This window comes from Prevotella sp. 10(H) (assembly GCF_000711235.1).
GTDB lineage: Bacteria > Bacteroidota > Bacteroidia > Bacteroidales > Dysgonomonadaceae > Dysgonomonas.
The window spans coordinates 540,253-554,573 of record NZ_JOMI01000003.1; the positions used below are offsets into that span (position 1 = coordinate 540,253).

Annotated in this window: 11 protein-coding genes; 5 read left to right on the plus strand and 6 right to left on the minus strand. The window is 42.7% G+C overall.

The window, feature by feature from the left end; translation table 11 throughout:
• Complete coding sequence (locus K348_RS0107845) at positions 1 to 1,203, plus strand: FprA family A-type flavoprotein (RefSeq protein ID WP_029904415.1); 1,203 nt, start codon at positions 1 to 3, stop codon at positions 1,201 to 1,203.
• A 443-nt stretch (positions 1,204 to 1,646) separates the two neighbouring features.
• Here K348_RS0107845 and K348_RS0107850 read toward each other — a convergent pair whose 3' ends face one another.
• On the minus strand, positions 1,647 to 3,287 hold the full coding sequence (locus K348_RS0107850; RefSeq protein ID WP_029904416.1) for a sulfatase-like hydrolase/transferase: 1,641 nt from the start codon (positions 3,285 to 3,287) through the stop codon (positions 1,647 to 1,649).
• Between the two features lie 136 nt (positions 3,288 to 3,423).
• On the opposite strand from K348_RS0107850, the gene corA reads away from it, so the two are divergent.
• Both corA and K348_RS0107860 read left to right on the plus strand, forming a co-directional pair.
• Positions 3,424 to 4,500: a magnesium/cobalt transporter CorA gene (gene corA / locus K348_RS0107855; RefSeq protein ID WP_029904417.1), complete on the plus strand. Its 1,077-nt coding sequence runs from the start codon at positions 3,424 to 3,426 to the stop codon at positions 4,498 to 4,500.
• Positions 4,501 to 4,514: 14 nt separating this feature from the next.
• On the plus strand, positions 4,515 to 5,678 hold the full coding sequence (locus K348_RS0107860) for a tetratricopeptide repeat protein (RefSeq protein ID WP_197027635.1): 1,164 nt from the start codon (positions 4,515 to 4,517) through the stop codon (positions 5,676 to 5,678).
• Between the two features lie 5 nt (positions 5,679 to 5,683).
• Here the strand turns inward: K348_RS0107860 and K348_RS0107865 are convergent, their stop codons facing one another.
• Both K348_RS0107865 and K348_RS19005 read right to left on the minus strand, forming a co-directional pair.
• Positions 5,684 to 7,096, minus strand: a complete 1,413-nt coding sequence (locus K348_RS0107865; protein ID WP_029904419.1) for a DHA2 family efflux MFS transporter permease subunit — start codon at positions 7,094 to 7,096, stop codon at positions 5,684 to 5,686.
• Positions 7,097 to 7,554: 458 nt separating this feature from the next.
• A complete protein-coding gene (locus K348_RS19005; RefSeq protein WP_231496755.1) occupies positions 7,555 to 7,737 on the minus strand; it encodes a hypothetical protein in 183 nt (60 codons plus the stop codon).
• A gap of 190 nt (positions 7,738 to 7,927) precedes the next feature.
• Here K348_RS19005 and K348_RS18385 point away from each other — a divergent pair, with 190 nt between their 5' ends.
• Together K348_RS18385 and dgt are read left to right on the plus strand one after the other, a co-directional pair.
• The gene (locus K348_RS18385) at positions 7,928 to 8,584 is read left to right on the plus strand and encodes a hypothetical protein (RefSeq protein WP_036930263.1); all 657 of its coding nucleotides are present in this window, start codon (positions 7,928 to 7,930) and stop codon (positions 8,582 to 8,584) included.
• Between the two features lie 339 nt (positions 8,585 to 8,923).
• Complete coding sequence (gene dgt, locus K348_RS0107880; RefSeq protein ID WP_029904421.1) at positions 8,924 to 10,258, plus strand: dGTP triphosphohydrolase; 1,335 nt, start codon at positions 8,924 to 8,926, stop codon at positions 10,256 to 10,258.
• Between the two features lie 9 nt (positions 10,259 to 10,267).
• On the opposite strand, the gene K348_RS0107885 is transcribed toward dgt, so the two are convergent.
• The 3 genes from K348_RS0107885 to K348_RS0107895 all read right to left on the minus strand — a co-directional run bounded on the left by K348_RS0107885 (position 10,268) and on the right by K348_RS0107895 (position 14,147).
• Complete coding sequence (locus K348_RS0107885) at positions 10,268 to 10,720, minus strand: RpiB/LacA/LacB family sugar-phosphate isomerase (RefSeq protein ID WP_029904422.1); 453 nt, start codon at positions 10,718 to 10,720, stop codon at positions 10,268 to 10,270.
• Between the two features lie 92 nt (positions 10,721 to 10,812).
• On the minus strand, positions 10,813 to 12,840 hold the full coding sequence (locus tag K348_RS0107890) for a transketolase (RefSeq protein WP_029904423.1): 2,028 nt from the start codon (positions 12,838 to 12,840) through the stop codon (positions 10,813 to 10,815).
• A gap of 116 nt (positions 12,841 to 12,956) precedes the next feature.
• A complete protein-coding gene (locus K348_RS0107895; protein ID WP_081852538.1) occupies positions 12,957 to 14,147 on the minus strand; it encodes an L-serine ammonia-lyase in 1,191 nt (396 codons plus the stop codon).
• Positions 14,148 to 14,321 lie beyond the last annotated feature (174 nt).

The following is a 14,321-nucleotide window of genomic DNA, read 5'->3' on the forward strand; positions in this document are numbered from 1 at the left end:
ATGTTGAAACCAATAGCTATTAAGAATGATTTGTTCTATATCGGTGTAAACGACCGTACAAAGCATCTTTTCGAAAATCTATGGCCTTTGCCTAAAGGCGTTTCTTACAATTCATATCTCATCTCGGACGAGAAAACAGCATTGTTCGATACAGTGGATGTCTGCTATTCCGATATTTTCTTCCATAAACTGGAGATTGCGTTGGACGGCAAACCGCTCGACTATGTTATCATCAATCATATGGAACCCGACCATTCAGGTTCGCTCGGTCTGCTTAGAAACCGTTATCCGAATGTACAGGTAGTAGGCAATAAACGCACGGCCGATATGGTGCAGGGCTTTTACGGTATTACCGACGGCGTTATGGTGATCGAAGATGGTAACCATTTGTCGCTGGGTAAGCATAATCTGGTCTTCTATATGACGCCGATGGTGCACTGGCCGGAGACAATGATGACTTACGATACTACCGATAAGGTTATCTTTTCGGGCGATGCATTCGGTACTTTTGGCACATTGGACGGGGGAATTACCGACACTCAGTTGCATCCCGAACGTTATTACGACGAAATGATACGCTATTATTCGAATGTAGTCGGTAAGTTCGGTTCACCTGTTCAAAAGGCTCTCGAAAAGTTGAGTGCCATAGATATTAAAATGATCTGTTCTACTCATGGCCCTATCTGGACAATGGACGACCAGATCAAGAAAGTGATTTCTATCTACGATAAACTTAGCCGCTATGAAGGTGACGAAGGTGTAGTGATAGCATACGGCAGTATGTACGGAAATACTGAACAAATGGCCGAAACTGTAGCTTATGAACTGGCGCAGCAAGGAATAAAAGAGGTTATCCTGCATAATGTATCCAAACGTTCACATTCGTATATTATCCGCGATATTTTTAAATACAAAGGTCTTATTGTGGGTTCTCCTACATACAACAATAAGTTATTTCCCGAAGTGGAATATTTACTTTCTAAAATTGAAGGCCGTGATATGAAGCACCGTTACTTCGGTTATTTCGGCTCTTTTACATGGGCGGGGGCTGCTGTAAAGCGTCTGGCCCAGTTTGCTGAGGATACCAAATTCGAGGTAATAGGTGAGCCTGTGGAAATGCGTCAGGCTATGCGCCTAGATACTTACGATGCGTGTATTTCATTGGGTAAATCGATGGCGGAAAGACTAAAGCTGGACAGATAAGTTTTTTACTGATAAATTATAAATGATGAGTTATGGATTGAGGTTCATAACTCATTTTTTATTTGAGGTCGCTTTTATTCTGCGCGTAATTGAAAATTACTTGCGTTCCTTTTGCCCAAAGCCGCAAAAGGAACCAAAAACGCTTTAGCGCCCCGCTTCAACGTCCGACCCGTAACGGGCTTAAAGGCTAAACGAAAAAACTCGCTCGCAACAATTATAAATATCGTAATTCCAATAAGCTCAAACACGTTTTCGTTTTTTAGCCTTTTTCACCCTACGGGTACCCCGTACTTGAAGCTAACGGCGCATGCTGACGCATAACGAGAGTTATAAATAAAAGATTGCTATAAGTATTATGACAAAAGGATGAATAATCCCGGTAAGGGACGGCCGAAATGAGCTGTCTTTGAAATATTAACTAAGTATTAATAACTTGTCTTTATTTATTTCCCCTCAAATTTATTCTTAATATCTTCATATTTCTTTTCCCCTACATAGCGTCTCTTCAGTTCATACTTCTTCGAAAACAGGCTTCTGGTATCATTATAATCTTTATATTTCAAACCGGCAAGATCGGAAACGGAATATATAAAATCTTCGGTGGAATAGGGGAGTTCCGGATTAAAGATAAGGTCTTGGCGCGTTTCCCTGTATGACGGCGACATCCATACCATAAACGGCACTTCGCTCATTGTCGGCGATACTTTTTCATAAGCATGCCCTGCAAATTCACGGTAATCGTATAGCTCTTCGCCATGATCGGAAAAATATACCATGACGGCATCCTGCCCCTGAAGACTTTTCAGTGTATTGATAATGCTGTTTATAATATAATCGTTGTATAGTACCGAGTTGTCAAATTTATCGATTGTCTTTTTTGCTTTTTCATCTCTGTAAGGTGCATCCGGTACGAGATTATCTTTCTTATGGTTGAAGACGATGTATTCTTTCGGGTAACGGAATTCGTAAGCCATATGATTACCTATAAGATGTATAAGTATAAGTCTGTTTTTCCCGTTGTTTTCGGGATTTTTAAATATTTTCTCCATTACGGGCAGTACAATATCGTCGTGTTGCTTAAATGGGGCGACGTTATATTTTTTCTTTGCTAGTGTCAGCAGGATGTCATAGCTGGATTTATATTCTTCGCTGAATTCCTGATTGCTGATCAGGTAAGTGTCGTATCCTGCACGGTTGAAAAGTTCATACAGCGACGGCTTTTGAGTAAAATATGACGGATGAGACAGTTCCGACATCGACATCAGCGAGCGCATTACAGGAATGGTATGTACCTGCGGCGCAACTAAATCCTTATAAACTACAAGGCTGTCACCTAATTTCTTTAACAATGGATTGGTTTCGCGTTGATATCCGTAAAGCGACATGTGGTGTTTATTCAACGATTCACCTATTACCACTACCAGTGTCAACGGTACGGAATCCGGCCGGATACTTTCTACTTTGTAATCTACATTCTGCCGTTCCTTTATGGTCTTTACTTCGTAGTTTGTCCGGATTTTATAACTGATGTAGGTTCTGTAAAAGTTGACAAAATACACCGAGCGTGAAACTCTTTCTATACCGACGATGCATAATATAACAGCTACGCTCAGTACAAACAATACTTTATTATTTCTTACTCTCAACCGTTTGAACGATTTCATCGAACAAATCATTACAATAGGTACGGCTGCATAAGCCACTACACCGGCGATAACCCACAGGCTCAGATAATGTGCAACGAATTCCTTACTTTCTTCCGGATTGGTTTCGAAAAGGCTGGTGACACTGTTTTGCTCCATCATCACATGGGCAAACAGCAAATAAGCAAGATAGATAGAGCCGGGAATAATAGATATGGCGAGCATTACCGAATAGACGATCTTTTCAGATTTGGAACTGATAAAAAGCGAGATCACCCATATGGCGGCAAAAAATAACCCGCAGACGAGAAAAACGGCGACTTTATCGAGGAAAGTAAAATTTTCGGCCAGCGGACATAATATAGGTACAAGAAGCAGGATATAAAACAGAAAGAAGAATTGTATCTTTTTCTGCTTCAGTATAGATAATACCTCTCTCATTGGCAGCTTGTTTACAGTTTCGTTTTTTCTTAATAGTCATGTTGCAGAAAACAAAATAATCCCGCAATCGTTACAAATATAGTATTTTATTCTTACTTTTGATACAACTTATATTATGGTTAACGCTATAAGTGACATGAACAAACGAACGTCTAGGAAATCAAAGAAACAGACATCCCCACATCGTTACCTCCTTACCAAACCTACATATTTGGGTGATAAGGATATACCTATGAGTATCGAACTGATGCAGTACGATGTATCAAAGGCGGAAGTCAAAGAATTACAACTCCAGACCTCGTTAAAGGACAGCATTGACAAAACAAAGGTGAACTGGTTCAGGGTTACCGGAATTTCAGATGCTGCTACGGTGAACCGCATTTGCCGCGAATTCGACCTGCATGGCTTCGATGTGAAGGATTTATTATCCGATCAGCAGGTAGTAAAAGTACTTGCTTACGATAATGTGACCTACATTTTGATGTCTGCTTTCTATCAGGAAAAAGAGAACGCAGAAACCGATGACATACAGATTGCATTTATACTGGGCGAGAATTTTGTCGTAAGTTTTCAGGAGGCTCTTCTCCCTGTTTTCGATGAGGTGAAGCAGGATATTGAAGAGAATAACGGGCTGATAAGGCAGAAAGGAGCCGATTTTCTTTTGTACATCCTATTGTGCGCAGTCAATTTATCGAATGTCAATCTGGTAATGACTGTCGAGGACAGGCTGGTGGAAATTGAAGACCAGCTTATAGAGAAGAAGAATTCGGGAAATATACTGCAGTTTATGCACAAGTGCAGGGTAAATAATACACATATAAAGCGTTCTGTAATGTCATTACGCGAAGAGTATAATAACTTGCTGAATAATACCAATAAACTTATAAAAGACGAAAATATAGTCTATTTCAACGATTTTGATGACCGTATGCGTATTACCCTGAGTGATTTAGGCTCTCTGCACGAAACGCTCGCATCGTTACTCGATCTGTATTATAACAACAACAATCTGAAATTGAATGAAATAATAAAGCGGCTGACCATAGTTTCCACTATGTTCATCCCGCTCACATTTCTTGTCGGTGTATGGGGTATGAATTTCAAATTTATGCCCGAAACAGATTGGGAATACGGCTATCTCTTTTCTTGGATAGCAATGGCAATTGTCGCTCTCGGCACATACATATGGATGAGAAAACAAAAATGGTTCTAAAATATAACACAACAATGAAAACATTCGCATTCTTATTACTGGCTTCCTTATTTATCTGTCCTGCTTTTATGGATAGCACAACTTTACAATCAAAGAATTTTCAGGTGGTGAAACCGCGTGCCGCTATTAGTATCAAACAGATGTTCGAAAACGGGCAATATTCCGAGATTATAGAAAAATACGGGAAAACTCCCCGTACCTCTACAGCCGACCAGTTGGCTTACGTGGCCGAATCCTATCTTCGCCTCGATGATCTGACCAATGCATCGCGCTATGCTGATCTGGCAATACAGAAAAGTGCAAAGAATTCACAGGCACTCTTTATAAAAGGTTCTGTGAACAGTGCTAACGGGAAGTATACGGAAGCTATAGCCGATTTGCAGAAAGCTATCAGCCTTTCTCCGAAGCAATCCGGTTATTATGCGGGATTGGGCGATATATACTTTGCACAGGAAGATTATACAAAGGCTATGGATAACTACCGTAAGGCTATAAATCTACCGAATCCATCGGAAAAAGCCTATTATATGATTGGAGCCGTTCACGCCAATCAGAACAATCTGAAACAGGCGCTTGATACTTTCTATGTGGCAAAATCTAAAGTGCAGAAGGATAAGGAATTATATGTAACTATCCTTTATAATATAGGAAAGACGGAGTTCGATGCAAAGAACTATTCGCAGGCGTTAACCGCATATACCGAACTTACAGATCATTTCCCGGACGATTATTATTCTTTGGAAAAACTGATAGAATGTAACAATGCCTTAGGCTATTACGATCAGGCAGATGCTGCTAAAAAGAAATTATTCACTGCTTATCAGAATGGTGAATTATGGTCGACAAGTATATCCGATATGTGTTGCGTCGATCATTTTACAGTAGGAGATAAAGAGGTTTCTGCGTATGAACGCTATGAAGATGCACCTTGTAGTACTATTGATAAATACATTTTCTACGTAGCCGATAAAGACGGGCAGATAGGTTCTACTATCACACTTGAATTAACGCCTGCCGAAGAAGGCAAATCTGCACGTCTTGATCCCGTAATGGTAAAAGGTGATAATAAGTATGGTTTCAGTATAGTGTATGATGCCAATCTGGCTTATACAACTATCCGCACGCTTGTTCAGGATATAATACAGGGAAAAGTGGAATCTATTCCGTATGTGAAGTAATTGATTTAAGCATTACGGTCTCTTTTCTTTACCCTTACCGCATCGCCAGCATCAGGTGTCAACTTGGTATATCCGTAGAGTGATATAATGCCTAATGCAGCAACAAAGATAAATGCAAGACGGAAGTCTGCCACGCTATAATGTGGCGTGCTTCCGTTTATCATATTCGAAAATCGCAGGAATACGGCACCCATAGCAATACCCATACCTGTCGACATCTGCTGTACGGTACTGTATAATGTATTGGCGGCTGTCATCCTCGGCTGGGGAATATCGGCAAAGGCGAGTGTCGTAATAGCACTGAACTGCATAGAGCGGAACATTCCCGAAATAAACATCACTACCACAATCAATATTACCGGAGTAGTAGGCAGTAGCAAGGCTGTAAAGAATGTGAATAATGCTACCATAAATCCATTAGCGATCAGTACTGTGCGGAAATTATAATGGCGCATAATCCAGATTGTAGCCGGTTTCATCGCCAGATTACCCGCCATAGTGGCAAGGAATAGTGTTCCCGATTCGAACGGAGTCAGTCCGAATCCTTCCTGAAACATCAATGGAATAAGATAAGGGGCAACCCCTATTACCATGCGCGACAATGAGCCTGTAAATATGGTTACGCTATAGGTCGGTATCTTAATCACCGAGTAATCTATCAACGGATTGGATATATGGCGCGAGTAGCGGATATTGAAAGCCAGCAGGCCTATACTAACCAGTACCATTATTACCGAAACATAATACGGCACTTCGGTACGGCTTAGCAATTCCACCCCATACATAAAACCAGCCAGTGCAAGCCCGCTGAGCACAAAGCCGACGAAATCAAACCTACGCCGTGCGGGATTCGTATCCTTTTCTTCGGGAATATGGTGCCATGCCAGAGCAACACAGACGATACTGATTGGTATATTCAGGTAAAATATCAGGTTCCAGTTCCAGTATGTTGTCAGATACCCCCCTACAAGCGGCCCCAGTATAGGAGCAACCAGTGCAGGCCATGTGATATAGGCCATAGCGGTCACCAGATTTTCTTTCGGTGTTGTCTTCAATACAGCCAATCGTCCTACAGGTGTCATCATTGCTCCTGCCATTCCCTGAAAGATACGGAAGATAACAAACTGAGTCAGATTTTGGGACGTTCCGCATAGCGCCGAGGCTATAATAAACAGGACGATTGAAGTACAGAATACCTTGCGCGTACCGAAACGGTCGGCAATCCACCCGCTCACGGGAATGAATATAGCCAATGCTATCAGGTAAGAAGTAACACCCGCACTCAGATGCACAACGTCCGTCCCGAACGACCGCGCCATTGCCGGCACAGCCGTATTCACTGCTGTCGTGTCCAGCCCCTGCATAAAAAATGCTATGGCTACAATCAGCGATACGGTGTAGGACTTGTCTATCTTCATGTATGAATGCGAATTGTTAATCAGGCGCAAAGATAACTCTTTTTTGTATGGCTATACAGCCTTATGTGTCTGACAAATATGTCAGGTGATAATTTAATGTTTATGGTTAATAAACGCAAGGAATATGGAAAAGTTTATAGATAATATGTTTAAAGACTCTTTTTATTTTATCTAAAATTTCAATCTTTATTTGATATTTCAAATTATACTCATTGCTGCCGCGCCCTCCCGGGCTTGTCCATTCTTTTTTCTTGATAAAAAAGGATGCAAAAAATCAAGGCTTCATCCCTCGGCGACCCAAAACCGCAACTACGGCGAAGCAAAATAATACGGACTCATCGGCGTATTGGTTATCAGTACCCTATAGCACCAACCCTATTTTGCTTTTCGCCTTCGTTTTGCGGATTGGGAGCCCCGCCTGCGGAACAGAGGCCGGAATCGCAATGCGACGACAAGAATTAAAAAAGACCTGATGGCAGTCTGTATTCTTGTTGTGCGTTAGCTCTCCGTGCATTAGTTCCCAAGTCGGGCACCTGTCCGGTGAAGACGGCGTAGAAAGGGACGGGGCGAAGCCCGTTTGTCACTTTCAGCCGGCAAGCCGTTGACAGGTCGACGGGGAACGGAGCACTAGCCTTTTGCATCCTTTTGGGCAATGCCAAAAGGATGGACAAGCCCGGGAGGGCGCGGCAGAAAGAAACAAAACTCAATAAATATTACAAAAGTGAAATTTGGATAAAGACAATAATCCATTTGGATACTACCAATTTGCTTTATTAACAAAGTTTTAAAACAATTATCTATACAATAAAAACCCTTTAAAACATTATCATCATGGCAAAATTTAACAACAAACTTGCAACCCGTATTATAGAAATGATAGAACAAGACCTCTTCGGTATCTCCGAAATCTGTAAAATACTTCACATTGCCCCGAAAACATTTTACGAATGGAGAAAAACAAAGCCCGAATTCAATGAAGCTGTAGAAGCTGCTATCGACCACCGCGAAGAATCCTTGGTAGCATCTGCCCGCATGGGATTGAAACAACTGCTCGAAGGCTATATCCAGAAAGAAGAAAAGATTACATATATTCCCGATAAGAACAATCCGGCCGAAGATATCGAAAAGAACAGAATAATAAAGAAAAAACACTGTGCCCCAAGCATCCGCGCTATCAGGTATGTACTCGAGCGGAACGATAAGATGAAAGAAAAGAAAGCGGAGCAACCTTCCCAACAACGCCCGTTAATAATAGAAGTCCCCGATGAAGAGACGAAGCGCCAACTGATGATTTTCCGCAAGAATGATTTCCATACAGGTGGGGCAGAAAATGCGAAGATAGTTGTGGCTGTTGATGAAGAGCTGGAAAGGGAACGCGAGAAAAAAGCGCAAACGAAGAGGATAGAATCGAAGAAACAGAAAATATCGGAAATATTGCCTTCATCCATCGATTGCTGTTTACCTCCGGGATATACCAGAAGAGGATGATAGCCCCTCCAACCTCCCTAAAGGGGAGACTTTCCCCACTTCGGGGGCTAGGGGACCGATATCCGTTACTTTCGTTACTTTTTAACAATATAGTTAATAAATGTAAGAATGATTGAATGTTATTAATTATGAGTAACTCTTTACTCCATTGGCATATCGGCACATTTGCTAATTTACACATTGATTTTCGTTACTTTCGTTACTTTTTAACAATATATAGTTAATAAATACAAAATGCATATAGCCGGATTTCGTCTATACTCTATAATTATCAGATACTAAATATTCTATGAAGTCGAAAATCCTTATCTTTGGCACAACCAAAAACCAAAAGATGATATGAATTGGGAAAAGCTTCTATCGGCAAAGCGTTTCGGGATGGAGAAATACCACGACGAAAAGCATCATGACAGGACTGATTTTCAGCGTGACTACGACCGTCTGATATTTTCGTCTCCGTTTCGTCGCTTGCAAAACAAGACACAGGTATTCCCGCTTCCGGGCAGTGTTTTTGTTCACAATCGGTTGACGCACAGTATAGAAGTGTCCTGTGTGGGACGTTCGTTAGGAGAGATAATCGGCAGGGAACTAAGAAAAAGATACCCAGATTCGCAGGCGCATTTTGAAGAAATCAGTTCAATCGTAGCCGCCGGATGCCTTGCCCATGACCTTGGGAATCCGCCGTTCGGACATTCGGGTGAACGGGCAATTACAAGCTTCTTTGTGGAAGGTAACGGCCGGCATCTGGAAGAGAAAGTCAGAGCAGAAGGCGGTCGCTGGGAAGATTTCGTCAATTTCGAAGGGAATGCCAATTCTATCAGGATGCTTATTCACCAATTTAAAGGGCGTCGTCCGGGCGGGTTTGTATTGACCTATTCTACGTTAGCCTCTATTGCCAAATATCCCTATTCGGCTCTGGCTGCAGGGAAGAAAGGCAAGTTCGGATTTTTTCAGGCTGAGGAAGAAGATTTCCGTAGAATAGCCGACGGGTTGGGTATGCTTTGCCTACAGGAATCCCCTTTGAAATATGCGCGGCATCCGCTGGTATATTTAGTCGAGGCGGCAGACGATATTTGCTACAGGACAATGGATATCGAAGACGCGCATAAGCTGGGCTTGCTGTCTACAGAGCAGACTAAAAGCCTGTTCATGAATTTCTTTTCAGAAGAAAGGCAGGAAAAGATGCTGAGAACTATGGAGCGTGTGAGCGATACCAACGAGCAGATAGCTTATCTTCGGTCGAGCCTTATCGGGTTGCTGGTGGAAGAATGCACAACGGTGTTTCTGGATAATGAGCAGCTTATACTCGACGGCACTTTTGAAGGTGCGCTTATCGACCATATTTCACCTTTGCCGAACAAAGCAAATAAGGTAGCCGGAGATATCAGCTTCAGAAAAATATACAGGGCTAAAGATGTGGTAGATATTGAACTGGCCGGATACCGTATCATCGGCTTCCTACTCGATACCTTTATCTCAGCTGCTACAGCGGAAAATCCGAAAGGAAAATATGCGGAACTGGTATTGAGCCGTGTTTCGGAACAGTTTGAAACGGATGCACCGACACAATACGGGAAGATATTGGCTATACTCGATTTTATCTCGGGAATGACCGATATATATGCACTAGACCTCTATCGTAAGTTAACGGGAATGAGTCTGCCTAGTGTGTAATTCAGATAATCAGCAAGGGATTTTATCGATTCTGTTCTGATGTCTTCCGCCTTCGAACAGGGTATTGAAGAAGACTTCGATCATATCATAGGCTTCTTTCTGGTTGATAAATCGTCCCGGCAAGGTCAATACATTAGCATCGTTGTGCAGTCTGGCAAGCCTTGTTATCTCGGTGTTCCAGCACAAAGCGCTCCTTACATACTTATGATGGTTCAGTGTCATATTGATACCGTTGCCCGATCCGCAGACAGCAATACCTTTGTCGCACTGGCCTGAGTCGATAGCTTCTCCCAGTTTGTGGCCGAAATCGGGATAATCGACACTATCGGTGCTGTATGTACCGAAGTCGATATAAGGAATATCCTCACTTTTGAACAAGGTGATAATGTATTCTTTGAGAGAAAAGCCGGCATGGTCGCTGGCAAGGCCGATTGGTTTATCGGGAGTAGGGAATAAACTCATGTGTTTGAATTATGAATAATGAGTTATGAACTTTAAACATAAGCTGCAGGCTGAGAGCAGCCTGCAACTATATAGTGATTGTTAAATGTCAATTATTTAAGAAATTCTTTGACCTGATTGTATACATTCTCCGGAGTAAAGCCGAGTTTCTCATCCAGTACCTTGTATGGTGCGGAGAAACCGAATGATTCCATGCCCCATACCTTTCCTTTGCTGCCTACAAGGCCTTGAAGGGTGACTGGCAATCCGGCGGTAAGACCGAACACTTTCTTATCTTTAGGAATCACATTCTCCTGATAAGCAAGTGTCTGTGCACGGAAGAGGCCTTCGGACGGCACCGATACGATGCGTGTCTTTATATTGTCCGCTTTCAGCAATTCTGCTCCTTCTACAAGAGTGGATACTTCCGAACCGGATGCTAACAGGATAATATCGTAGTTGTCGTCTTCCTGTACAATGTATGCTCCTTTTTCTGCCTGAAGAGCTTCTGTATAACGGTTTGTTTTAGCAGGAAGGTCGTTTATATTCTGTCGAGAGAAAATAAGACCTGTAGGAGTCGATTTGTTCTCCATAGCCATTTTCCACGATATGGTAGCTTCGGTAACATCGGCAGGACGCAATACCAGCATAGAGTTATGTCCGTGGTGGTTCTGCAATTTCTCAAGCAGGCGAATCTGTGCTTCCTGTTCTACAGGCTCGTGAGTAGGGCCGTCTTCACCGACACGGAAAGCGTCGTGCGTCCAGATGAACTTAACAGGTAGTTCCATTAAGGCAGCCAGACGAATAGCAGGCTTCATATAATCGGAGAAAACAAAGAAAGTGGCACATGCAGGAATAACACCGCCATGCAGGCACATACCGATAGTAAGACAGGCCATTGTTAACTCTGATACTCCGGCTTGTAGAAAAGCTCCCGAGAAGTCGCCTTTCTTCATGCTATGGGTATTCTTGAGGAAGCCGTCTGTCTTGTCCGAGTTGGAAAGGTCGGCAGAAGAAACAATCATATTCTCTACCTGTTTAGCCAATATACCCAATACGGTTGCAGAAGCTGCGCGGGTAGCCTGATTCGGTTTCTGTTCGATAGATTTCCAGTCTATCGGTGGAATATAGCCGTCGAACCATTGCTGAAGTTTGGTAGCCAGTTCAGGGTTTTGTTTTGCCCAGGCTGCTTTAGCTTCTTGTTTCTTGGCTACTATTTCTTCGAGTTCTTTGGCTCTATTGTTATATAGCTCTTGTACTTCAGGGAAGATTGCAAACGGGTTTTTAGGGTCACCGCCGAGGTTTTCGATAGTCTTCTCGAAAGAGGCTCCTGCTGCAGTCAGTGGCTGTCCATGAGTATCCGTTTCATCTTCGAAACTGCTGCCATCGGCTTTTACAGCACCTTTACCCATAGTAGTATTACCTATTATAAGGGTAGGTCTTTCTTTTTCCTGTTTGGCTTCGGTAAGAGCGGCGCGGATTTCAGTGACATCGTTACCGTTAATAGTAATAACACGCCATCCCCAAGCTTTATATTTTGCGGCTACATCTTCTTCGGAAACTTCTGTAGTCTTAGTAGAAAGCTGGATGCCGTTGGAGTCATAGAACATAACAAGGTTATCAAGACCTAAGTGTCCGGCTGTGCGGCCTGCACCCTGTGAGATTTCTTCCTGTATACCGCCGTCGGAAATGTAAGAATAGATAGTGTGATCCATACATTCACCGAAGCGATGACCTAAGAACTTGGCAGCAATGGCAGCACCTACAGCAAAGGTATGGCCTTGGCCTAACGGGCCGGAAGTATTCTCGATACCGCGCATTACATCGCGTTCGGGATGCCCGGGAGTAACGCTGCCCCATTGACGGAACTGCTGAAGATCTTCAAGTTTGAATTTACCCGCCAGACAAAGGGTACTATATAGCATGGCCGACATATGACCGGGATCTAAGAAGAAACGGTCACGGTTTTCCCACGTAGGATTTTTCGGGTCGTAAACCAGAAACTCTGTAAACAAGACATTAATATAGTCGGCACCACCCATAGCACCTCCGGGATGTCCGGAATTGGCCTTCTCGACCATCGAAGCTGATAAGATACGTATGTTATCAGCACTTCTGTTGAGCAAATCTGTTGAAGTCATTATGATATAAGTTAATTAATTTACGTTTGCACAAAAATAGGAAATAAGCCCGTAATACCGAACTAAAGTCGTATAAATGTTATATAAACGCAGCCGTCTTCTTTATTGTTTATCTTTTAATCAAGATTCACAGCTAAGCCTCCGGTAGATGTCTCTTTGTAGAGGCTAGGTAAGTCATGACCTGTCTGCTGCATGGTACGTACCACTTTATCGAAGTTGATAAGATGCTTTCCGTCCGACAACATTGCGAAAGAGCATGAATCGAGGGCACGCGCTGCAGCAAAAGCATTTCGCTCGATGCATGGAACCTGAACCAGACCGCATATCGGATCACAAGTCAGTCCGAGGTGGTGCTCGAGTCCCATTTCAGCAGCATATTCAATTTGCTGAGGAGAACCGCCAAATAACTGGCAAGCGGCACCTGCAGCCATTGCGCAGGCTACCCCGACTTCACCTTGGCAACCGACTTCCGCACCTGATACCGATGCGTTGGTCTTTACTATGTTGCCTATCAATCCGGCCGTCGCTAAAGCTCTTATAATTTTTTGCTCACTGAAGTCATGATTCATTTTCAGATGATATAATACTGAAGGAAGTATTCCGCACGAACCACAAGTGGGAGCGGTAACAATAATATTCCCACTGGCATTCTCCTCCGATACGGCCAGCGCATAGGAATATATCAGTGCCCGGCTTCTCATCGATCCCTGATAGCCCTTTGCCTTGATACTATACATAGACGCTTTGCGTTGCAGGCCTAAACCTCCGGGTAATAAACCTTCTGCATCCATTCCACGATGAATAGCGCTTTCCATTGTTCTCCAAACAGTGAGCAGATAGTCGTAGATTTCCTTGCCTTCGGTATCTTCGACATATTCCCAGAATGTTTTGCCTGTTTGCTGGCACCATTCCAGAATGTTCTTCATAGTGCTCTTATCATATAAGGATTCTTTTTTTGTTTCGGAAGTACCGTCCGATAGATCGCCTCCTCCTATGCTATATATGATCCACTCTTTTACAGATTGGCCTTTTACCACTGCTTCGAACTTCATTCCGTTGGTATGATAGGGCAGAACTATCTCGGGTTTCCATACTATTTCTGTTTGATAGGGTTGTAACGTGTTTACAATAGCTACATCTGTCATGTGCCCCTTACCTGTTGCCGCCAGACTGCCGTATAAGGTAACCCTGAACGAATCGGCATATCCGTTTTCTTCTTTAAACCGTAGTGCTGCTTTTTGAGGCGCCATAGTATGGCTGCTGGAAGGCCCGTGACCTATTTTGTACAAATTGCGAATAGATTCCATTTATTTACATTTTTCTATGTGATAGTCTATAATGGCATTCGTTTGCCGGAAATAATTATCCAGTATAAAGATAACCTTATTAAATATTGTTAAACGAATTTTCAGAAAAGACAGAAGTTGTAAGAAACCATTATTATAATATCAATCTGCATATAATTCTCTATTTAATTATAT